At 66.6% G+C, this 20,511-nt stretch carries 19 protein-coding genes and 2 rRNA genes; 3 read left to right on the top strand and 18 right to left on the bottom strand.

Annotation, left to right across the window (positions count from 1 at the left end):
* Nucleotides 1-30 precede the first annotated feature (30 nt).
* The 5 genes from D4739_RS02295 to D4739_RS02310 all read right to left on the bottom strand — a co-directional run bounded on the left by D4739_RS02295 (nucleotide 31) and on the right by D4739_RS02310 (nucleotide 7,790).
* Nucleotides 31-3,135: ribosomal RNA gene (locus D4739_RS02295) — 23S ribosomal RNA — on the bottom strand.
* A 368-nt stretch (nucleotides 3,136-3,503) separates the two neighbouring features.
* Nucleotides 3,504-5,021: ribosomal RNA gene (locus D4739_RS02300) — 16S ribosomal RNA — on the bottom strand.
* The 16S and 23S rRNA genes sit together here, the layout of an rRNA operon.
* A gap of 499 nt (nucleotides 5,022-5,520) precedes the next feature.
* Complete coding sequence (locus D4739_RS16745) at nucleotides 5,521-5,694, bottom strand: hypothetical protein (protein WP_182920273.1); 174 nt, start codon at nucleotides 5,692-5,694, stop codon at nucleotides 5,521-5,523.
* Between the two features lie 12 nt (nucleotides 5,695-5,706).
* On the bottom strand, nucleotides 5,707-7,341 hold the full coding sequence (gene pruA, locus D4739_RS02305) for an L-glutamate gamma-semialdehyde dehydrogenase (protein WP_120059076.1): 1,635 nt from the start codon (nucleotides 7,339-7,341) through the stop codon (nucleotides 5,707-5,709).
* 38 nt (nucleotides 7,342-7,379) lie between these two features.
* On the bottom strand, nucleotides 7,380-7,790 hold the full coding sequence (locus tag D4739_RS02310; protein ID WP_220699211.1) for a DUF6912 family protein: 411 nt from the start codon (nucleotides 7,788-7,790) through the stop codon (nucleotides 7,380-7,382).
* A gap of 34 nt (nucleotides 7,791-7,824) precedes the next feature.
* Here D4739_RS02310 and D4739_RS02315 point away from each other — a divergent pair, with 34 nt between their 5' ends.
* A complete protein-coding gene (locus tag D4739_RS02315; RefSeq protein WP_238473477.1) occupies nucleotides 7,825-9,198 on the top strand; it encodes a hypothetical protein in 1,374 nt (457 codons plus the stop codon).
* Here D4739_RS02315 and D4739_RS02320 read toward each other — a convergent pair.
* Together D4739_RS02320 and D4739_RS02325 are read right to left on the bottom strand one after the other, a co-directional pair.
* Nucleotides 9,161-10,414, bottom strand: a complete 1,254-nt coding sequence (locus D4739_RS02320; protein WP_120059077.1) for a CpaE/TadZ family protein — start codon at nucleotides 10,412-10,414, stop codon at nucleotides 9,161-9,163. The two genes, D4739_RS02315 and D4739_RS02320, sit on opposite strands and share 38 nt — an antisense overlap.
* 3 nt (nucleotides 10,415-10,417) lie before the next feature.
* Nucleotides 10,418-11,056 (bottom strand): hypothetical protein, encoded by a 639-nt coding sequence (locus D4739_RS02325; protein ID WP_147384759.1) that lies wholly within the window; start codon nucleotides 11,054-11,056, stop codon nucleotides 10,418-10,420.
* Nucleotides 11,057-11,161: 105 nt separating this feature from the next.
* On the opposite strand from D4739_RS02325, the gene D4739_RS02330 reads away from it, so the two are divergent.
* Nucleotides 11,162-11,407, top strand: a complete 246-nt coding sequence (locus D4739_RS02330) for a helix-turn-helix domain-containing protein (RefSeq protein ID WP_120059079.1) — start codon at nucleotides 11,162-11,164, stop codon at nucleotides 11,405-11,407.
* An 18-nt stretch (nucleotides 11,408-11,425) separates the two neighbouring features.
* Here D4739_RS02330 and D4739_RS02335 read toward each other — a convergent pair whose 3' ends face one another.
* The 3 genes from D4739_RS02335 to sigE are packed head-to-tail and all read right to left on the bottom strand — an operon-like array spanning nucleotide 11,426 to nucleotide 13,714.
* Nucleotides 11,426-12,643: a S1C family serine protease gene (locus D4739_RS02335; RefSeq protein WP_120059080.1), complete on the bottom strand. Its 1,218-nt coding sequence runs from the start codon at nucleotides 12,641-12,643 to the stop codon at nucleotides 11,426-11,428.
* A gap of 16 nt (nucleotides 12,644-12,659) precedes the next feature.
* Nucleotides 12,660-13,115, bottom strand: a complete 456-nt coding sequence (locus D4739_RS02340) for a zf-HC2 domain-containing protein (RefSeq protein WP_120059081.1) — start codon at nucleotides 13,113-13,115, stop codon at nucleotides 12,660-12,662.
* A complete protein-coding gene (sigE, locus tag D4739_RS02345; RefSeq protein WP_238473478.1) occupies nucleotides 13,115-13,714 on the bottom strand; it encodes an RNA polymerase sigma factor SigE in 600 nt (199 codons plus the stop codon). The genes D4739_RS02340 and sigE overlap by 1 nt, the downstream gene beginning before the upstream one ends.
* Nucleotides 13,715-13,963: 249 nt before the next feature.
* On the opposite strand from sigE, the gene D4739_RS02350 reads away from it, so the two are divergent.
* The gene (locus D4739_RS02350) at nucleotides 13,964-14,569 is read left to right on the top strand and encodes an O-methyltransferase (protein ID WP_274380461.1); all 606 of its coding nucleotides are present in this window, start codon (nucleotides 13,964-13,966) and stop codon (nucleotides 14,567-14,569) included.
* A gap of 67 nt (nucleotides 14,570-14,636) precedes the next feature.
* Here D4739_RS02350 and D4739_RS02355 read toward each other — a convergent pair whose 3' ends face one another.
* The 8 genes from D4739_RS02355 to D4739_RS02390 form a co-directional block, all read right to left on the bottom strand.
* Complete coding sequence (locus tag D4739_RS02355) at nucleotides 14,637-14,975, bottom strand: hypothetical protein (protein WP_120059083.1); 339 nt, start codon at nucleotides 14,973-14,975, stop codon at nucleotides 14,637-14,639.
* On the bottom strand, nucleotides 14,972-16,513 hold the full coding sequence (locus tag D4739_RS02360) for a leucyl aminopeptidase family protein (RefSeq protein ID WP_238473479.1): 1,542 nt from the start codon (nucleotides 16,511-16,513) through the stop codon (nucleotides 14,972-14,974). Before D4739_RS02360 ends, D4739_RS02355 begins: the two co-directional genes overlap by 4 nt.
* 7 nt (nucleotides 16,514-16,520) lie before the next feature.
* Nucleotides 16,521-16,688: a DUF3117 domain-containing protein gene (locus tag D4739_RS02365; RefSeq protein WP_120059084.1), complete on the bottom strand. Its 168-nt coding sequence runs from the start codon at nucleotides 16,686-16,688 to the stop codon at nucleotides 16,521-16,523.
* A gap of 138 nt (nucleotides 16,689-16,826) precedes the next feature.
* Nucleotides 16,827-17,258 carry a hypothetical protein gene (locus D4739_RS02370; RefSeq protein ID WP_120059085.1) on the bottom strand — a complete coding sequence of 144 codons (432 nt, stop codon included), beginning with the start codon at nucleotides 17,256-17,258 and terminating at the stop codon, nucleotides 16,827-16,829.
* Between the two features lie 15 nt (nucleotides 17,259-17,273).
* Nucleotides 17,274-17,567, bottom strand: coding sequence for a DivIVA domain-containing protein (locus D4739_RS02375; protein ID WP_120059086.1), 294 nt, complete (start codon nucleotides 17,565-17,567; stop codon nucleotides 17,274-17,276).
* Nucleotides 17,567-18,352 carry an LOG family protein gene (locus tag D4739_RS02380; protein WP_120059087.1) on the bottom strand — a complete coding sequence of 262 codons (786 nt, stop codon included), beginning with the start codon at nucleotides 18,350-18,352 and terminating at the stop codon, nucleotides 17,567-17,569. Before D4739_RS02380 ends, D4739_RS02375 begins: the two co-directional genes overlap by 1 nt.
* Nucleotides 18,352-19,446, bottom strand: coding sequence for a succinyl-diaminopimelate desuccinylase (gene dapE / locus D4739_RS02385; protein WP_182920274.1), 1,095 nt, complete (start codon nucleotides 19,444-19,446; stop codon nucleotides 18,352-18,354). The genes D4739_RS02380 and dapE overlap by 1 nt, the downstream gene beginning before the upstream one ends.
* Nucleotides 19,447-19,591: 145 nt before the next feature.
* A complete protein-coding gene (locus D4739_RS02390; protein WP_120059089.1) occupies nucleotides 19,592-20,500 on the bottom strand; it encodes a TauD/TfdA dioxygenase family protein in 909 nt (302 codons plus the stop codon).
* Nucleotides 20,501-20,511: the final 11 nt, after the last annotated feature.

The following is a 20,511-nucleotide window of genomic DNA, read 5'->3' on the forward strand; positions in this document are numbered from 1 at the left end:
GAACCACACAGTGGACGCGCAACATCTTTGAGGGACAAGCCCTCGGCCTATTAGTACCGGTCGGCTGGGCATTACTGCTGTACACCTCCGGCCTATCAACCCAGTCATCTACTGGGGGCCTTACCCGGTTAACCCGGTGGGAAACCTCATCTTGAAACGTGCTTCCCGCTTAGATGCATTCAGCGGTTATCACTTCCGAACGTAGCCAACCAGCCGTGCTCCTGGCGGAACAACTGGCACACCAGAGGTTCGTCCATCCCGGTCCTCTCGTACTAGGGACAGCCTTTCTCAAGTTTCCTGCGCGCGCGGCGGATAGGGACCGAACTGTCTCACGACGTTCTAAACCCAGCTCGCGTGCCGCTTTAATGGGCGAACAGCCCAACCCTTGGGACCTACTCCAGCCCCAGGATGCGACGAGCCGACATCGAGGTGCCAAACCATCCCGTCGATATGGACTCTTGGGGAAGATCAGCCTGTTATCCCCGGGGTACCTTTTATCCGTTGAGCGACGCCGCTTCCACATGCCAGCGCCGGATCACTAGTTCCGACTTTCGTCCCTGCTCGAGCTGTCACTCTCACAGTCAAGCTCCCTTGTGCACTTACACTCGAAACCTGATTGCCAACCAGGCTGAGGGAACCTTTGAGCGCCTCCGTTACATTTTAGGAGGCAACCGCCCCAGTTAAACTACCCATCAGGCACTGTCCCTGATCCAGATAATGGACCTAGGTTAGACATCTAGTACGACCAGAGTGGTATTTCAACGTTGACTCCACACTAACTGGCGTTAATGCTTCAAAGTCTCCCACCTATCCTACACAAGCCGAACCAAACACCAATACCAAACTATAGTAAAGGTCCCGGGGTCTTTCCGTCCTGCCGCGCGTAACGAGCATCTTTACTCGTAGTGCAATTTCGCCGAGTCCACGGTTGAGACAGCGCCCAAGTCGTTACTCCATTCGTGCAGGTCGGAACTTACCCGACAAGGAATTTCGCTACCTTAGGATGGTTATAGTTACCACCGCCGTTTACTGGGGCTTAAGTTCTCAGCTTCGACTTGCGTCTAACCGGTCCCCTTAACCTTCCAGCACCGGGCAGGAGTCAGTCCGTATACATCGTCTTACGACTTAGCACGGACCTGTGTTTTTAGTAAACAGTCGCTTGGGCCTGGTCTCTGCGGCCATCATTGCCTTCGCCAGCTAGTGGCTAAACAAATCCGGCCCCCCTTCTCCCGAAGTTACGGGGGCATTTTGCCGAGTTCCTTAACCATGGTTCACTCGATCGCCTTGGTATTCTCTACCTGATCACCTGAGTCGGTTTGGGGTACGGGCGGCGCATAGCTCGCTAGAGGTTTTTCTCGACAGCATAGGATCATCCACTTCGCTCAAAGAGCTCCCCATCAGGTCTCAGGCTACGTGAGTCGCGGATTTGCCTACGACTCGCCCTACACCCTTAGCCGTGGACTACCATCGCCACGGTTGGACTACCTTCCTGCGTCACCCCATCGCTTGCCTACTACTAGATCGGGTCATGCGCTCCCCCACAACGTCCTTCCCCGAAGGGTCAGATCAGCGTGGCTTCGGGCACTTAGCATCACTAGATTCAGCATGGGCGCTATTTTGCCGGTACGGGAATATCAACCCGTTGTCCATCGACTACGCCTGTCGGCCTCGCCTTAGGTCCCGACTTACCCAGGGCAGATTAGCTTGACCCTGGAACCCTTGATCATTCGGCGGAGGAGTTTCTCACTCCTCATTCGCTACTCATGCCTGCATTCTCACTCGTGTGGCGTCCAGACCTGGATCACTCCGGCCCTTCACTCGCCACACGACGCTCCCCTACCTATCCATGCACCTGGACCACGAAGGCCTAGCTCACGCATGAATACCATAGCTTCGGTGGATAACTTGAGCCCCGCTACATTGTCGGCGCGGAATCACTTGACCAGTGAGCTATTACGCACTCTTTCAAGGGTGGCTGCTTCCAAGCCAACCTCCTGGTTGTCTGTGCGACTCCACATCCTTTTCCACTTAGTTATCGCTTAGGGACCTTAGCTGATGGTCTGGGCTGTTTCCCTCTCGACAATGGAGCTTATCCCCCACTGTCTCACTGCCACGCTCTCACTTACCGGCATTCGGAGTTTGGCTAACGTCAGTAACCTTGTAGGGCCCATCGGCTATCCAGTGCTCTACCTCCGGCAAGAAACACGTGACGCTGCACCTAAATGCATTTCGGGGAGAACCAGCTATCACGAAGTTTGATTGGCCTTTCACCCCTATCCACAGGTCATCCCCTCAGTTTTCAACCTAAGTGGGTTCGGTCCTCCACGCGGTCTTACCCGCGCTTCAACCTGCCCATGGATAGATCACTTCGCTTCGGGTCTAGAGCGTGCTACTCAAGCGCCCTATTCGGACTCGCTTTCGCTACGGCTTCCCCACACGGGTTAACCTCGCAACACACCGCTAACTCGCAGGCTCATTCTTCAAAAGGCACGCTGTCACCCCACAAGGAGGCTCCAACGGATTGTAGGCACATGGTTTCAGGTACTATTTCACTCCCCGCCAGGGGTACTTTTCACCTTTCCCTCACGGTACTTGTCCGCTATCGGTCACCAAGGAGTATTTAGGCTTAACGGGTGGTCCCGCCAGATTCACACGGAATTTCAGGGGTTCCGTGTTACTTGGGATGACATCCACAGAGTCAGTGTCTTACATATACGGGGGTCTCACCCTCTATGCCGGAACTTTCCAGTTCACTTCAACTTCAACACTGATTTCTTACTCTGCTCCACGACGGCAGTCGAGGAAAGATGGTCCCACAACCCCCAAACAGCAACGCCTGCCGGCTATCACACTGCTTAGGTTTGGCCTCTTCCGATTTCGCTCGCCACTACTCTCGGAATCACTTTTGTTTTCTCTTCCTGTGGGTACTGAGATGTTTCACTTCCCCACGTTCCCTCCACGCACCCTATGTGTTCAGATGCGGGTAACTGGACATGACTCCAGCTGGGTTTCCCCATTCGGAAATCCCCGGATCAACACTCGATTGCCAATTCCCCGGGGCTTATCGCAGGCTTCTACGTCCTTCATCGGCTCTTGGTGCCAAGGCATCCACCATGTGCCCTTAGTAGCTTGTCTTGCTACAAAGATGCTCGCGTCCACTGTGTAGTTCTCAAGATACGGGCGGTCCTACTGAGGCAACCCGACCCACGCAACATCCCAGAACTGGGACACCAAAAACGTGAGTATCGGACCAAGTAGTCCACTAGAAGAATCAAGCTCTCACTCGATCCCTCAGGACCCAACAGTGTGCCAAGACATTCATACTCACAACCCCGAGGTTCCACACCCAGCACCCCAAGGGGCACCAAGCAGTACTGACAGGATCGATCACAATCGGTCCAACTAATCGACGTTCCACTAGTGAGCAGTTCACCGCGGGAGAACATTTGTCTCCCAAACGATGAGCCCTGGACGAGTTGAGCTCGCCAGATAAAGCTCCTTAGAAAGGAGGTGATCCAGCCGCACCTTCCGGTACGGCTACCTTGTTACGACTTCGTCCCAATCGCTCGTCCCACCTTCGACAGCTCCCTCCCTTACGGGTTAGGCCACCGGCTTCGGGTGTTACCAACTTTCGTGACGTGACGGGCGGTGTGTACAAGGCCCGGGAACGTATTCACCGCAGCGTTGCTGATCTGCGATTACTAGCGACTCCGACTTCATGGGGTCGAGTTGCAGACCCCAATCCGAACTGAGACCGGCTTTTTGGGATTCGCTCCACCTCGCGGTATCGCAGCCCTTTGTACCGGCCATTGTAGCATGCGTGAAGCCCTGGACATAAGGGGCATGATGACTTGACGTCATCCCCACCTTCCTCCGAGTTGACCCCGGCAGTCTCTTATGAGTCCCCACCATTACGTGCTGGCAACATAAGACGAGGGTTGCGCTCGTTGCGGGACTTAACCCAACATCTCACGACACGAGCTGACGACAGCCATGCACCACCTGTATACCGACCAAAAGGGGGCACCATCTCTGATGCTTTCCGGCATATGTCAAACCCAGGTAAGGTTCTTCGCGTTGCATCGAATTAATCCGCATGCTCCGCCGCTTGTGCGGGCCCCCGTCAATTCCTTTGAGTTTTAGCCTTGCGGCCGTACTCCCCAGGCGGGGCGCTTAATGCGTTAGCTGCGGCACGGAACACGTGGAATGTGTCCCACACCTAGCGCCCAACGTTTACGGTGTGGACTACCAGGGTATCTAATCCTGTTCGCTCCCCACACTTTCGCTCCTCAGCGTCAGGTAATGCCCAGAGAACCGCCTTCGCCACCGGTGTTCCTCCTGATATCTGCGCATTTCACCGCTACACCAGGAATTCCGTTCTCCCCTGCATACCTCTAGTCTGCCCGTATCGGAAGCAGGCTCGGGGTTAAGCCCCGAGTTTTCACTCCCGACGTGACAAACCGCCTACGAGCCCTTTACGCCCAATAATTCCGGACAACGCTTGCACCCTACGTATTACCGCGGCTGCTGGCACGTAGTTGGCCGGTGCTTCTTCTGCGGGTACCGTCACTTTCGCTTCGTCCCCGCTGAAAGAGGTTTACAACCCGAAGGCATTCATCCCTCACGCGGCGTTGCTGGATCAGGCTTTCGCCCATTGTCCAATATTCCCCACTGCTGCCTCCCGTAGGAGTCTGGGCCGTGTCTCAGTCCCAGTGTGGCCGGTCACCCTCTCAGGCCGGCTACCCGTCGAAGCCTTGGTGAGCCATTACCTCACCAACAAGCTGATAGGCCGCGAGCTCATCCTCCACCGCCAGAACTTTCCACCACCAACCCATGCGGGTAGTGGTCATATCCGGTATTAATCACCGTTTCCGGTGGCTATCCCAGAGTGAAGGGCAGATTGCTCACGTGTTACTCACCCGTTCGCCGCTCGTGTACCCCGAAAGGCCTTACCGCTCGACTTGCATGTGTTAAGCACGCCGCCAGCGTTCGTCCTGAGCCAGGATCAAACTCTCCGTTGAAAAACAACACCCCACACACCCCGAAGGACACATGAGGAAAAAGAGATCCCGGCAAGAGACCGAACCCCGACAATGAATTGTCAGAATTATCGATTACTTACCAAAGGAACCTGCCCAACCAGACCACAAAGGATCCAACGTCGGACGGGTAAAACTAATTCGTCGACTTTTGACACACTGTTGAGTTCTCAAGGATCCAGCGCGCACCTCGCTCGGCCTCTCGGCTCTGCTTGGGGCAACCTGACCAAACTTACCGGCTTCGTTTCGGCCTGTCAAACCGGCCTGGACTTGCCAGTCCCCCGCACGCAGCTCCGCCTTCGGAAGATCCTGGAGGCCCTTGCGGGCGCACTCAGAAACCTCTGACGAGGAGAGTGTTCGGGGGGTGGTCGTCCGGGGCAAGATCACAAGCGGCTCAGCCGCTCCTGTCTGCCGCACCCGGCGACAGAGGAAACATTAGGGGACGTTTCGGGGATGTTGCAAATCGGGTCCCCCTGAACGCTCAACGGGCCCCTCGACCGTCACCCGAGGCGTTCAGTTCCTGCTGCTCAGCGGCCGTGTCGCGACGGCGTACGACGAAGACGACTGCACCGGCGAGGAGGAACGGGCCGAACGCCAGGAGGATCAGGACGGCCATGCCGAGGGGGTGGTCGGACCCGATGTGGAGGGGAAGCATGCGCAGATCCTCCTACTCCGGACGCATGTGTGGGTAACCGTGATCCGTGGGCGGCACCAACGTCTCCTTGAGGGAGCGCGGTGAGGTCCAGCGGCGAAGGTTGTCCGCAGCGCCGGCCTTGTCGTTCGTCCCGGATGCGCGTCCACCTCCGAACGGCTGCTGGCCCACGACCGCGCCGGTCGGCTTGTCGTTGACGTAGAAGTTGCCGGCCGCAAAGCGGAGCTCCCGCGTTGCACGAGCGACCGCCTGGCGATCTCGCGCGATCACCGCGCCCGTCAAGGCATACGGCGCAAAGGACTCCAGCTGCTCGACCACTGCGTCGAACTCGCCGTCGTCGAAGACATGCACCACGAGGACCGGGCCGAAGTACTCCGTCCGGAACATCTCGTCGGTCGGGTCGTCGGCGAGGACGACCGTGGGGCGGATGAACCAGCCGTCCGAGTCGTCGTACGTGCCTCCGGCAACCACTTGGAGGTGCGGTGCACCATGCGCCCGGTCGATGACGTCCTTCAACCGGGCGAACGCCCGCGCATCGATGACCGCACCGAGGAAGTGGCTCAGGTCGGTCGGGTCACCCATCGAGAGCTCGTCGACGTCCACGACCAGCTGCTCCCCCATCGCCTGCCACACCGAACGGGCAACGTAGGCACGAGACGCGGCGGAGCACTTCTGGCCCTGGTACTCGAATGCGCCTCGCAACAGCGCGACGCGGACGACGTCAGGGTCGGCCGACGGGTGCGCGACCACGAAGTCCTTGCCTCCCGTCTCCCCCACGATCCGCGGATAGGAACGGTACGACGCGATGTTCTCGCCGACCGTGCGCCACAGGTGCTGGAAGGTCGGCGTCGAGCCGGTGAAGTGGATGCCGGCCAGGTCGGGGTGCGGGAGGGCAACCTTGGAGACATCGATCCCGTCGCCGGGAAGCATGTTGATCACTCCCGGCGGCAGGCCCGCCTCCTCGAGCAGCTCCATCGTGAGGGACGCCGCCAGCTGCTGCGTGGGTGACGGCTTCCAGATCACGGTGTTGCCCATCAGCGCGGGCGCGGTCGGCAGGTTGCCGGCGATCGCGGTGAAGTTGAACGGCGTGATCGCATAGACGAAACCCTCGAGCGGACGGTGGTCGGTGCGGTTCCAGATGCCCGGGCTGTTCGCGATCGGCTGCTCCGCGAGGATCTGGCGGCCGAAGTGGACGTTGAAGCGCCAGAAGTCGATCAGCTCGCACGCAGCGTCGATCTCCGCCTGGAACGCTGTCTTCGACTGCCCCAGCATCGTCGCGGCGTTGAGCCGCTGCCGCCACGGACCGGCAAGGAGGTCAGCGGCGCGGAGCAGGATGGCCGCACGGTCGTCGTACGACAGGTCACGCCACCCGGGGGCAGCGGCCTGTGCAGCCGCGACGGCTGCACTCGCGTCGTCGACCGTGGCATTGCGGAAGACCCCGAGCACGTGATGCCTGTCGTGGGGTTGCACGACAGGGTGCTTGTGGCCGTGTCCCTCCACCTGGCGGCCGCCGATGCAGGCAGGCAGCTCGGTGCGAGCGGACTCGAGAGCGTGGACCTCCGCGAGGAGCGCGGCCCGTTCGGGGCTGCCCGGTGCGTAGGTCAGGTTGGGCTCGTTGACGGGAACCGGCGGATGCGTGGTGGCGTCCATTCCACGATCGTGCCACCCGCATCCTGATCCGACGAGGATCAGACGATCGAGGCGATCTCCTGCGTGGCGAACCAGGCCAGGTCGGTGTCCTCGATGTCCGCTTCCGCGATGTCGTGGGCGTCCACATGGGCCGAGGAGACGCGCTTCCAGGGCAGGTCGGCGGCGACGTCGACGAGGGTCAGGTCCTCTCCGTCCACCGGGACCGCGTCCGGCACGTCTCCGGCGAGGACGTAGCGACGGGGCGGATCATCCGGTCCCCGGATCGCCCACGAGGCATCGCCGGCCGCCGCCATCGCGGCGTACTCCAGCTCTTCGTCATCGCCGTCGGGCCACTCGGCGACCAACGACTCCGTGACGGCGTGAGCCCGGAACGGGCCGGGCAGCCGGCCGTCAGCAACCACCGCGGCCAGGCCGGCGCGGGTCAAGGGCACGTACACACGCACGGTCACCGACGCCACCTCATTCCCTCGGACCTTGAACTGCATGGGATTCTTCCAGAGCCGCCGCCCCATCAGGAGCAGGCGCGAGCACACGAGAGGGATCGACGTACCCGTGATGATCAGCGCCCACGGACTGGGCGGCGCCAAGGACCTGCCCATCCCGGCCGAGTACGCAGTGGCGGGCGCGTGCGCTGCGCTCGGTGTCTCGTTCATCGTGCTCGCGCTGGCGTGGACGGAGCCCCGCTTCGGGCGAGACACCGTCCAGCCCGACGAAGCCGGCGCTCCCGGCGGGCCGTGGTCCGGACCGATCCTGCGGCTGCTCGGCTTCGCCTTCTTCCTGTACGTCGCGTTCGCGGCCGTCTTCGGCGCGGACACACTCATCAACCCGGTCTTCGGCGTCTTCTACGTGCTGCTCTGGGTCGGCATCGTGCCGCTGTCCCTGGCGTTCGGGCCGGTCTACCGGGCGCTCAGCCCGGCGCGCACGCTCAACTGGGCCCTCGCGAAATTGAGCGGCGGCGACCCCGAGCTCGGCATCCGCGAGTACCCCGCACGGCTCGGCTACTGGCCGGCCGCCCTCGGCCTGGTCGCGTTCCTCTGGATGGAGCTCATCTTCCCGGGCAACACCGACCTCGGCAACGTGCGGCTCTGGCTGGCGGCGTACGTCGGCGTGATGCTGATCGGTGGCGCCATCTACGGCAACACGTTCTTCGCCCGGGCGGACCCGTTCGAGGTCTACTCCACGCTGGTGGGCCACCTGTCGCCGCTGTGGCGCGTCGGCGGGCGGTTGCGCCTGGTGAACCCGTTCCGGCACCTGGCCACGATCCCGGTGCATCCCGGGCTGCTCGCCGTCTGCGCGGTCCTGCTGGGCAGCACGGCGTACGACTCGCTGAGCGGGACGGAGTTCTGGTTGACCCGCACCCAGGACCTGGCCCTCTCCCGGCAGCTCGTGTCGCTGATCGGGATGGTCGGCCTGATCGCGGTCGTGGCGGCGCTCTTCGCCGGCGCGACGATGCTCACCGGAGTCCACGACGGTCATCAGCGTCGCGCCCTGCCGCAGGCCTTCGCCCACACGATTGTTCCGATCGTGGTCGGCTACGTCTTCGCGCACTACGTGAGCATGCTCGTCGAGGGCGGTCAGCGGACCCTGATCCAGCTCAGCGACCCGCTGAGCAACGGCGCGAACGTGCTCGGGCTCTCGGGCCTCGGCGTCAACTACTGGCTCTCGCTCCACCCGACGTTCCTCGCCGTCACCAAGGTCCTCGCGGTGGTGACCGGCCACGTCATCGCGGTCATCGCGGCCCACGATGCGGCCGTGCGGCTGCTCCCCCGCAAGCACCAGCTCTCCGGTCAGCTGCCGCTGCTCTTCGTGATGGTCATCTTCACCGCCGGCGGGCTCGCGCTGCTGTTCGGCCTCTGAGGCGGCGCGGCGGCGGAGCGCTCTCCCGTCCGGGAAAGAGCACGTCGACCAGAGGGGCGAACGAGCGGGCAAGCGGCGACGTGGCCCCTTCGGCAAAGGTGCGGCCTGTCACGAGGGCTCGGTCGGCGGCCAGGCCGTCCTCCGGGACGAGGTGCACCCCGAGCAGGTCGCCGTAGCCGGCGAGCAGGCGGCGTACCTCGGCCTCGTCCAGGCCCAGCCGGCTCCGCCAGCGGTTGAGCACGACGTGGACCGGGCGTCCTCCCGTGGTCTCACCGAGCTCGCTCAACCCCCGCGCCAACCGCGCAAGGCCCACGGGGTCAGCTGTGCCGACGACCAGGAGGTCGTCGGCGGCCGCGATCGCGGCGAGGGTGAGTCCGTTGCGGGTCGGCCGGGTGCCGAGGTCGGAGATCGGGTCGTCCTCGAGGCTGAAGCCCGTGTCGAGCACGACGTCTCCCTGCGCCTGCGCGAGGTCGACGAGCTCGTCCACGACGTCCCCACGCACCTCGAGCCAGCGGTCCGCGCGCGGAAGTCCGGTGAGCACACGGAACCCGGCAACCCGGCGCTGCAGCGAGGTGAAGCGCTCAGCGAGCTCGGGCCGTCCGGCGAGGCGGGCAGACGCAAGGAGGCCGGAGACCTCGTCGAGGATGCCGAGACGCTGGGCGACCGCCCCTCCCCACGGATCGAGGTCGAGGAGAAGCGGGTCGGCGCCACGTGTCGCGAGCTCGCCAGCGAGTCCGAGCGAGACCGTGGTGCGACCTGGCGCTCCGGTGGGCCCCCAGACCGTGATCACCCGCCCGGCGCCCGCTGGCTCGGTGCGGCCCTGGTGGAGGGGCACCTCGTCGCTCACGCGGGACAGCGCCAGGACAGCGGCGGGGAGGTCGGCGAGATGGCGGTCCCCGACGAGGGACCGCACGCCCAGGCGGCGTACGCGCTCGGGGGCACCGTCAAGGTCCTCGGGGTAGACGACAAGCGGAAGTACGCCGGAGCGGCCGAGGTGGGTGATCGCGTCCGCGTCCAGACCCGGCGCCTCGGCGGCGATCACGGCGACACGGGCGTCGCCCGCCGCAGCGTGCGCGAGCAGATCGGTGACGTCCATGCAGCGACGCAGGACGACCACTCCGGCTCCCGGATGCAGCGACTCGAGCGCTGCAGGCTCCCAGCGGGCTCCGGCAGCGACCACGAGGACGGGGACCGAACCCGCCCGCTGGGCCGACACGGATCAGCCCTCGCGGGTCAGGGCGACCCGACCATCGCGGGCCGCAGCGAGCACCTGCCCGACGCTGCCGCGCTGCGACTCGGGGACGCCGACCAGGACCTGGCGGTTGCCGGCCGGGCCGAGACCGTCCTCGTGGAGGGGCAGGCCGAGCACGATGACGTCGTCGAGCACCGCACTCGCCGCATCGGCGCGGTCGTCCGTGGTCACCCAGACATCGACCGTCGATCCCTCGGTGAGGCCGGCGGGGACCGCATCGGCGGGAGCCCACACCGGAACGTGGAGCACGTCGCTCGCGGCAGCCTCGAACGCCGCGGCCGGCACGAGCTCCCCGGAGCCGATCGCCCGGGCGAGCACCTCCTCGTCGGGGAGGTCATCCGTCGTGCGGAGATAGGTCGAGGCGCGGGCACCGTCGAGGTGGACGCTGGCAGGGACGAGGTCCGCACGCGTGACGGACTGTCCGACCGCGAGGTCCGACCTCGCTGCCCAGACCTCCGTCGTCTCCCCCGCGGACCCGACCACCCGTGACCCCACGAGCACGGACGCGGACACGAGGGCGACGCCGATCCACAGGCGTGGGTCACGCCAGGCCGCAGGGGTGGCGCGGACAGCGGGAGGCGCTTCAGGCCCGAGATTCCTGATCACGGACAGCATCATGCGCGGCGTGAGCCGCTCCCGTCACCCCCGTCATCCACAGGGACGGGTGAGCCGGTGCGACAACACCGCGTTCTGCAGTGGCAGAGTGGACCCATGTCCGGGTCCCGATTCCTCACCCTTGCGGACGTTGCCGAGGTGCTCAACACCTCCGTCGCTCAGGTCTATGCGCTCGTCCGCCGCGCCGAGCTGCCGGCCATCAAGATCGGTGGCCGCGGCCAGTGGCGCGTCGAGTCCGCACAGCTCGAGGAGTACATCCAGCGGCAGTACGTCGCCACGCGCGAGTTCGTCGACGCGCACCCGTTCACTGAGGCCGAGGTGCCCGCCGACGAACTCGGCTGAGGATCTTGTCGCGGGCGGTCAGCCGACCTTGGAGTCGAGCTCGACCTTGACCGAGCGCTCCTTGCCATCGCGGACCACGGTCAGCGTGACCTCGTCACCGGGGAGGTGCGAGCGGATCGCGACGATCAGCGAGGCGTTGTCGGTGACCGGCTTGCCGTCGAGGGCGTTCACGATGTCGCCCTTCTCGAGGCCGGCGCTCGCCGCCGGGCTGCCGACCTGGACCGCGTCGATGTGGGCGCCGTCACCGGAGCCGTCGCTCTTCACGCTGGCCCCGATCACGGGGTAGCGGGCCTCGCCGTCCTTGAGGATCTGGTCGGCGGTCACCCGGACCTGCTCGATCGGGATCGCGAACCCGACGCCGATGTTGCCGCCCTCGCCGCTGGCCGATCCGGCCACGGTGGCGATGGCGGAGTTCACGCCGATCACGCTGCCGCGGAGGTCGACCAACGGGCCGCCGGAGTTGCCCGGGTTGATCGCCGCATCGGTCTGGATCGCGTTGATGAAGGACGTCTCGTTCTCGGCCTCTCCGCTCGTCGAGACCGGCCGGTTCAGCGCCGAGACGATGCCGGAGGTGACGGTGCTGCTCAGGCCGAGCGGTGACCCGATCGCCACCACTCCCTCACCGACCTGGAGGTCGGTCGAGGTGCCGAGCGCGGCCGGAGCGACGTCCTCGAGACCGTCGACCTGCAGGACCGCAAGGTCGTAGGCCGGGCTACGACCCACGATCGTTGCCGGGAACCGCTCGCCCTGGCTGTTGACCACGATGACCTTGCCCTTGGTCGTGTCCGCATCCGCGACGACGTGGTTGTTGGTGACCACGTGTCCCTGGCGGTCGAGCACGAAGCCGGAACCCGTGGCGCCCTGCTCGGCGCCGTCGTAGTCCGCGAGCACCTGGACCGTCGAGGGCAGCAGCTTCTGCGCGACGGCGGCGATGCTGCCGTTGTCGGCCGGGAGCGGTGCCTGGGTGACGGTCTCCACCTCGGAGAGCGTGCCGACGGTCGACGAGGACTCGTCGTGCCACTGCTGCCAGGCCGCTCCACCCGCGATGCCGCCGACCAGGCCGACCAGCAGCGCCAGGACGGTCACGACCGGCCACACCCAGCGGGAGACGCGGCCGCGCACCGGGGTGACGGGCGCCGGGGCGAAGGCGTAGGCCGGGTAGCTGGCGGTCTGCTCGACCTGGGGCGTGGGCTCGGGCTGTCCGGCGGTCTGCGGCGGGGTGTCGTAGTCGTTCACGATGACATCTTCTCTTTCACGGCTCGGTGGTCCGCGCCCGGGCGGGAAGGGTGCTGATGGTGGAGGTCTCGAAGGAGGTTGTCACGCGCCGGGCCGGGTCCGGACCGTTGGCCGTCACGGAGAGCGCGATGACACCGACCATGGCTGCGCCGATCGAGCCCGCGCCGAGGACGGCCACAGTGACCAGACCGCGGTGGTCGGTGGAGGATCGCTGCGGGCTCGCCGGGACCGGGGCAGGCGTCCGGGCTGCCGGCGTGGCGAGACCTTGCCGGAGACCGAGCGGAGCGCTCGCCGGCCAGCTCGAGGCCAGCCCGGCGAGCTGCATCTTCACCCAGCCCTCGCGCTCGACGCTCGCGCGGCACCGGCGACAGCCGTGCACGTGGACCCAGAGCCGCTCGGACTCCTCAGCGGGCAGCTGACCGTCGACGAGGGCACCCACACGGGAGCCGACGTGTCCGATCACCTGCCCCATCACTGGGCCACTCCCGGAGCAGCGAAGCCCAGCGGACCGGCGTACCTGGTCCGGCCGGCGACGGGGGCGCGGTGGGCAAGGCTGGTGCGGAGCATCGCGCGGCCGCGGTGGATGCGGGAGCGGACCGTGCCGAGCTTCGCGCCGAGGATGTCGGCGATCTCCTCATAGCTCAGGCCCTCGATGTCGCACAGGACGACCGCGGCACGGAAGTCGGGCGGCAGCGAGGTGAGCGCCTGCTCGACGTCAGCCTCGAAGGTCCGGTCGGCGTAGGCATCGTGCGGGGCGGCCATGGCGCTGTGCAGCCGCTCGGCGCGTTCGTCCGAGAGGGCGTCGAAGCGGATCCGCTGGCGGCGACGGGCGCCGTCGAGGAACAGGTTGGTGGTGACCCGGTGCAGCCAGCCCGCGAACGTGCCAGGGGTGTAGGTGTCGAGCGAGCGGAAGACCCGGACGAAGACGTCCTGGGTGAGGTCCTCGGCGTCGGCCGGGTTGCCCGTGAGCCGGTAGGCGAGCCGGTAGACCTGATCGCTGTGCCGGTCCACGATCTCGTCCCACGTCGGCACCGTCTCGGCACCTGCCTCGACCTCTGCTGCCTGACTCACGATGATCCCCTCTCGTCGTCCGTCCCGAACCCTCATCGGCACCCTGACCTCCCACACGCTAGGGACCGGAACTTAGAGAACCCTGAGGCACAGCAGGGCGCTTCCTTTGAAGGGCCAACGAACCTGCTTCCCCCTGTGTTCCCCCGTGTCAGACGATGGGCCAGACGGTAGGGTCTGGGCCACACCGTCGAGGAGGCAGTCATCACCGCACCGATCAAGCCCGCGAGCTGGACCTACGCCGAGGAATTCGTGGCCGAGGACGATGTCCTGCGTTCTGCCCGGGCCCGCGCAGAGGAGGTCGGCGTCGTGCCGATCGGCTCGGGTGTCGGCGCAGCCCTGCGCTTCCTGGCCGCCGTGCTCGACGCCCGCGCCGTCGTCGAGATCGGCACCGGCACCGGTGTCTCCGGCCTCTGGCTGCTGCGTGGCATGCGCTCCGACGGTGTCCTGACCACCGTCGACGTCGAGGCCGAGCACCAGCGCCTCGCCAAGAAGACCTTCAGCGAGGCCGGCATCGCCTCCAACCGGGCGCGCACGATCCCGGGCTCCGCGCTCGAGGTGCTGCCCCGGCTGACCGACGGTCACTACGACCTGGTCTTCTGCGACGGCGACAAGCGTGAGTACGCGGCGTACCTCGAGGAGGCCATGCGCCTGCTCCGTCCGGGCGGCGTCGTCTGCTTCGACAACGCCCTGTGGCACGACCGAGTTGCGGACCCGGCGCAGCGCGACGAGGAGACGGTCGCGATCCGTGACCTCGGCCGCGCGATCGCCGACTCCGCCGGCCTGGTGCCGGTGCTGCTGCCGGTCGGCGACGGCCTGTTGGCAGCAAAGAAGGAATGGTCCCCAGGGGAGGACTGACCTCCACAGACATCAATGACCGCGCCCTCGGGCGCGGTCATTGTCGTTTCAGGGCCGGTGAAGCGCCTCAGCCGCGGGCGTACGCCGCGAACCCGGCGCCGCCCTCGGCGATCGCCACGATCTCGCACGCCTCGATAAGGATCGGAGCACTGCCGATCAGCTGCGAGCCCGGGGACTCAGCAGCAACCGCGGCGAACTCCTCCTGGAAGGCTGCTCGCACCTCGTCGCTCTCGAAGACGTAGCAGCCCTCGAACCACTGGTCCGGCACCATGCGCCAGGTCTTGAACCGCATGCCGGGCTTGCCGGTGAAGCGTGCGTGCGAGGGGTCCTCGACGTAGTCGCGGAGGGCGTCAGCCGATCCAGCGGGGGCGTTGACGAGGGACCAGCGGACGGTCAGGCCGTTCATGAGATTCCTTCCAGGGGTGCGTCCTGCTCCAGCCACTGGAGCAGGGTGCGGGCGCCGAAGCCACTCGGACCGGCGGTCCAGACGCCGCGATCGGCAAGGGTGTCGCCCACCGGGGCGACATCGAGGTGGGCCCAGGGGATCCCGCCGGTGAAGTGCTGCAGGAAGAGGGCCGCGGTGATCGCACCCGGGCCGCCGGCCGCGTTGTCGGCATCGGCCACCTTGGAGGTCAGCATCTCCTCGTAGACGTCAGCCAGCGGAAGGCGCCAGTAGCGCTCGCCCGCGGCGTCGCCCGCCGCGCTCAGCCTCTCAGCGAGCACGTCATCGGTGGCGAAGATCGCGGCAGTGCCCAGCCCCAGGGCCACCTTGGCGGCTCCGGTCAGCGTGGCCACGTCGACGATCACGTCGGGCCGGAGCTTGTCGACGGCGTACTGCAGGGCGTCGGCAAGCACCAGTCGGCCCTCGGCATCGGTGTTGGTGACCTCGGTGGTGCGACCACCGAAGTGGGTGATGACGTCGCCGGGGCGGTAGGAGGCTCCGCTGACGGCGTTCTCCGCGGAGGCGATCACGCCGGTCACGCGGATCGGGCAACCGACGGCTGCGAGCGCCGCCATGGTGGACATGACGACAGCGGCACCGGTCATGTCGCGCTTCATCGTGCTCATCGCGTCGCCCGGCTTGATCGAGAGACCGCCGGAGTCAAAGGTGATGCCCTTGCCGACCAGGACCAGGTGCGGGAGCTTGCGGCTCTTGCCCGGCGCGTAGTCGAGCCGGATCAGGCGTGGCGGCGTCGCGGATGCGCGCCCCACGGCGAGAAGTCCGCCGAAGCCACCCGCCTCGAGCTGCTCCTCGTCGAGGATCTCGAGGCCCAGCCCGCTCTCGGCGGCCCAGACCGCGGCCTGCTCGCAGAGCCATGCGGGGTTCTTCAGGTTGGAGGGGGTCGTCGCGAGCGCACGCGCTCGCCAGCTGGCGACCGCGATCGCGAGGGCCCGGTCGACCTGTGGCTGCCGGTCGACGGGACCATCGAGCACGAGCTCGCCGAGCGGCTGGGACTTCGCCCCGGCCGAGCGCCAGTGGAACTCGAACGACCCGAGCACGACGCCCTCGACGAAGGCCCGCAGGGCCGGGTCGTCGGCGATCGCCGAGATCGTGGTGACGACCGAGGCCCGGTCCTTGGTGGCGCGTGCCAGCGCCGCCCCGGCATCGCGGAAGTCCTGCGGCCGTGCAGCACCGAGCCCCACCAGCAGGACGGCGGCGAGGCCGGCGCCGGGAAGGACCTGCGTGATCACCTCTCCGACCGCCCCGGTCGCCCGGTGCTGTTCCAGGACCTCGAGCAGGTCCAGGTCGAGCAGGGCGGCCAGGGCCTCCGCACCGGGTCCCAGAACCGGGCCCTCGGCGGTGTCCTCACCGGACAGCACCGGGAGCGCAACCAGCGAACCCGCCGGAAGGCGGGCCGGGTCCACGTCGCGAAGAGCGAACGCGGGAGGCCTGACCTGGGCGGGAAGCCCGATCAGGTCGGTCGCGATGGGCATCCGGTTCATCGGGTGATCAGCCGACGACATCCTTGAGGGCACTGCCGAGGGCACCGGCCTCTTCGGCGTTGAGCTCGACCACGAGGCGGCCACCGCCCTCGAGCGGGACGCGCATCACGATGCCGCGCCCTTCCTTGGTGACCTCAAGCGGACCGTCGCCGGTCCGGGGCTTCATTGCCGCCATCCGCGACACCTCTTCCTCGTTTGATCCTGCGCATGTGCCCGGGCTCGCGAGAGCACCGGGGAAACCATTATCCCAGATCACACTGCGTCCACGGACCACGGTGGGTCCAATGGCCCTGCAGCGTTGGGCTCAGCGCCCTCAGACGGCCGTCACGAGGTAGGCCCACGTGAAGACCAGGACGAGCACGAACAGGCCGATGTGGGCGACGGCGGAGAGCGCAGGACCCCGGCCCCAGGCGTCGGCGACCGCCTCGGAGCGAGACCGTTTTCCCTTCGGGCGCTTCCACCGCGACAGGATCATCAGGCCCGCGACGGCAGTGATCCACAGCAGCGCCAGGGCGACGACACCGACGATGTCGTTGCCCTCGCGCTTGGACCCGATGCCGGTGAGGAGGAAGCCGATCCACGTCGCGCCGGCCGCGAGGCCCACCCACGTGTGGACGTTGAGCACGAGCGGCGAGATCTGCAGGCGGCCGGAGCGCGCTTCGGCCCGCCCCAGACGGAGGCGCGTGGCGATGACCACGATGCCCGGTAGGGGCGTCAGCAGGTAGACGAGGACGGCGAGTGACACGCGGTGGAGTCTGCCCTATTCGCCCGGGTCGCGGCAGGGTTCAGCCGGTTGTCCCTCGGTCTGGTCAGCGCGGGCGTCGAGCTGCATGGCCATCCGGGCCAGGAGCGCGTCGACCTCCGCCATGCGGTATCCCCGCAGGACCACACCGAAGCGCAGCCGTCGCAGGTCGGCACCGGTCAGGTCACGCCCTGCAGGAAGATCGACATCCGGGCGGTCGTCGTACGCCGGGGCGAGGGGTGCGCCGTTGCCGGCAGCGACGAGCGCGACCCCGCCCAGCGCGAGGACCACGAGGATGGCGAAGAACCACATCACGACGACGCGCCCTCCGAGTGCTCGAGCCCCTGGTCGGAGCCCTGGGCCTCCCGGACGCGGCGCGCCTCGACCATGAGCGCAACCGCTTCGTCCACGTCGTCGGTGAGCATCACCAGGTCGAGGTCCTTCGGCGAGATCTTCCCGTCGGCCAGCATGGTGTCGCGCATCCAGTCCAGCATGCCCTGCCAGTAGGCCGTGCCGACGAGGACGATCGGGAAGACCGTCTTCTTGCCCGTCTGGACGAGGGTCAGTGCCTCGAAGAGCTCGTCGAGTGTGCCGATGCCACCGGGCAGCGCGATGAAGCCCTGCGCGTACTTGATGAACATCGTCTTGCGGACGAAGAAGTAACGGAAGTTGATGCCCTTGTCGACCCACGGGTTCAGGCCGGTCTCGAAGGGCAGCTCGATGCCGAGGCCGACGCTCACTCCACCGGCCTGCGAAGCACCCTTGTTGGCGGCCTCCATCGTGCCCGGGCCGCCACCGGTGATCACGGAGAACCCGGCCTCGGCCAGCTTGCGGCCGCACTCCTCGGCCTGCGCGTAGTGCGGGTGATCGGCCTGCGTGCGCGCGGAGCCGAAGACCGCGATCGCGGGCCCGAGCTCGGCCAGCGAGCCGAAGCCTTCGACGAACTCAGCCTGGATCCGGAGCACGCGCCAGGGGTCGGTGTGGACCCAGTCGCTCGGCCCGCGCTGGTCCAGCAGGCGCTGGTCCGTGGTCGAGCTCTCCATCTGGGAACCCCGCAGGCGAACGGGCCCCCGGTACATGTCGGCACGCTCGACCATCACGCCACTCCCCCTTCGGTCAGCCCGGGCGTCAGCCACCGGGTCAGCTGCTGCTCGCAACGTTCGATCTGCTCCACCGGCACGTGCTCCTCCTGCTTGTGCGCCAGGAGCGGATCTCCGGGACCGAAGTTGACCGCGGGGACTCCGAGCGCACTGAAGCGGGAGACGTCTGTCCAGCCGAACTTGGGGTTGGCAACACCTCCCACGGCATCCAGGAAAGCCTTGGCGGCCGGGAGCGAGAGTCCGGGAAGGGCGCCGGGGCTCGAGTCGACCACGACGACGGCGTAGCCAACGAAGAAGTCGCGGAGGAAGGCCGCCGCCTCCTGCTCCGAACGGTCGGGCGCGTAGCGGTAGTTGACGGTGACCACGCACTCGTCGGGAAGCACGTTGCCAGCGACTCCGCCGTTGATGAAGACGGCGTTGAGGCCCTCGTGGTACTCCAGCCCGTCGATCACCGGCTTGCGCGGCACGTAGCCCTGGAGCCGGGTCAGGATGTCGGCGGCGGCATGGATCGCGTTGACGCCCATCCAGGAGCGGGCCGTGTGCGCGCGCTCGCCGACCGTGGTGATCTCGATGCGCATCGTGCCCTGGCAGCCGGCCTCGACCACCGCGTTGGAGGGCTCCATGAGGATCGCGAACTCGGCCTCGAGCAGGTCGGGACGCTCGGCACCGAGCTTGCCGAGACCGTTGTGGACGGCCGCGATCTCCTCCGCGTCGTAGAAGACGTAGGTGACGTCGCGGACCGGCTCGCTCAGTGCTGCGGCGAGCTTGAGCTGGACTGCGACGCCGCCCTTCATGTCGACGCTGCCGAGGCCGTGCAGGATGCCGTCCTCCAGTCGCGCGGGCAGGTTGCCGTTGACCGGCACGGTGTCGAGGTGTCCGGCGATGATCACGCGCTCTCCTCGGCCCAGCATCGTGCGCGCGACGACGGTGTTGCCGTGGCGGATCACCTCGAGGTGCCCGTGGGGCCGCAGCGCGGCCTCGACGGCATCCGCGATCGCCTGCTCGTCGAGACTCACCGACTCGATGTCGATCAGCTGACGGGTCAGCTCGACCACATCCACGCTCAGGTCCAGGCTCACGTCCAGCGTCATGCGGCCCATCCAACCATCCGCGAGGCAGCCGCTCGCGGTAACGCCCCGTCGGCGACCAGCCTCGCTGCCCTGGGATGCCACCAGGGCCGGGGACGTCCTACGGACAGAGCCGTCCACGGCTCCGTCCGTAGGACATCCCGAGGGGTCAGGCTGCGGTCCTGCCGGACTCCGCCAGGCTCGGCGTGTAGTGGCTGGCGTCGCCGACGAGCGACTCGCTGCGACGGCCGTCAACCGACACGGGCACGTCGCCGGCGACGGTGATGCGGGACAGCTTGCGCGGCTGGTCGTCGTAGTTGTCGATCGCGTAGTGCTGGGTGATGCGGTTGTCGAAGACCAGCACCTGTCCGGGCTGCCACGACCAGCGCAGGATGTGCTCCGGCTTCGTCACGTGCGCCTGCAGGAGCCGGATCACGTCACGCGACTCCGTCTCCGAGAGACCTTCGATGTTGCGCACGAAACCGCCGATGAAGAGGCCCCGCTCGCCGGTCTCGGGGTGGACGCGCACGACAGGGTGGCGGGTCTCGAAGGGCTTCGATTCGAAGACCGCGCGGTACTCCTGCTGCTTGTCGCTGAGCTGGCTCGTGCGGGCGTAGTCGTAGGTGTTGGTGTGGACCGCCCAGAGCGTGTCGGCCCAAGCGCGGAGCGGCTCGGGCAGGCTGGCGTAGGCAGCGGCGCTGTTGGCGACCAGCGTCTCGCCACCGTAGGGCGGGATCGTGATGCTGCGCAGCGTGCTGATCGCGGGCGGAGCCACCACGAACGTGACGTCGGTGTGCCAGTTGTTGGCCTTGCCGCGCTCGCTGTCGACGTCGAGCACGTTCGGGGCCCCGTCGATGCCGGGCACGGTGGGGTGGGCCGTGGTCACCGGACCGAAGTACTCGGCGAAGCGCTGCTGGCCGGCGGCGTCGAGCGCGGGCGCGTCGAGGACGAGGGCCTTGTGCTCACCCAGCGCGGCGCGCAGCTCGGCGATGGTGGCGTCGTCGAGGTCGGCGGCGGGGTCGATGCCGTGCACGCGGGCACCGATGTGGGCGGTGATCTTCTGGAGGTCGAGAGACATTGCTGGGTCCT

The organism is Nocardioides cavernaquae, assembly GCF_003600895.1.
Taxonomy (GTDB): Bacteria; Actinomycetota; Actinomycetes; order Propionibacteriales; family Nocardioidaceae; genus Nocardioides; species Nocardioides cavernaquae.

What these genes read in the sequence shown, in the direction of transcription:
- D4739_RS02365 (WP_120059084.1), bottom strand. Translation starts at nt 16,688, where the DNA reads ATGGCGGCAATGAAGCCCCGGACCGGCGACGGTCCGCTTGAGGTCACC.
- D4739_RS02340 (WP_120059081.1), bottom strand. Translation starts at nt 13,115, where the DNA reads ATGGGGCAGGTGATCGGACACGTCGGCTCCCGTGTGGGTGCCCTCGTC.
- dapE (WP_182920274.1), bottom strand. Translation starts at nt 19,446, where the DNA reads ATGACGCTGGACGTGAGCCTGGACCTGAGCGTGGATGTGGTCGAGCTG.
- pruA (WP_120059076.1), bottom strand. Translation starts at nt 7,341, where the DNA reads ATGGACGCCACCACGCATCCGCCGGTTCCCGTCAACGAGCCCAACCTG.
- D4739_RS02315 (WP_238473477.1), top strand. Translation starts at nt 7,825, where the DNA reads ATGGGATTCTTCCAGAGCCGCCGCCCCATCAGGAGCAGGCGCGAGCAC.
- D4739_RS02380 (WP_120059087.1), bottom strand. Translation starts at nt 18,352, where the DNA reads ATGGTCGAGCGTGCCGACATGTACCGGGGGCCCGTTCGCCTGCGGGGT.
- D4739_RS02375 (WP_120059086.1), bottom strand. Translation starts at nt 17,567, where the DNA reads ATGTGGTTCTTCGCCATCCTCGTGGTCCTCGCGCTGGGCGGGGTCGCG.
- D4739_RS02360 (WP_238473479.1), bottom strand. Translation starts at nt 16,513, where the DNA reads ATGAACCGGATGCCCATCGCGACCGACCTGATCGGGCTTCCCGCCCAG.
- D4739_RS02390 (WP_120059089.1), bottom strand. Translation starts at nt 20,500, where the DNA reads ATGTCTCTCGACCTCCAGAAGATCACCGCCCACATCGGTGCCCGCGTG.
- D4739_RS02330 (WP_120059079.1), top strand. Translation starts at nt 11,162, where the DNA reads ATGTCCGGGTCCCGATTCCTCACCCTTGCGGACGTTGCCGAGGTGCTC.
- D4739_RS02355 (WP_120059083.1), bottom strand. Translation starts at nt 14,975, where the DNA reads ATGAACGGCCTGACCGTCCGCTGGTCCCTCGTCAACGCCCCCGCTGGA.
- D4739_RS16745 (WP_182920273.1), bottom strand. Translation starts at nt 5,694, where the DNA reads ATGCTTCCCCTCCACATCGGGTCCGACCACCCCCTCGGCATGGCCGTC.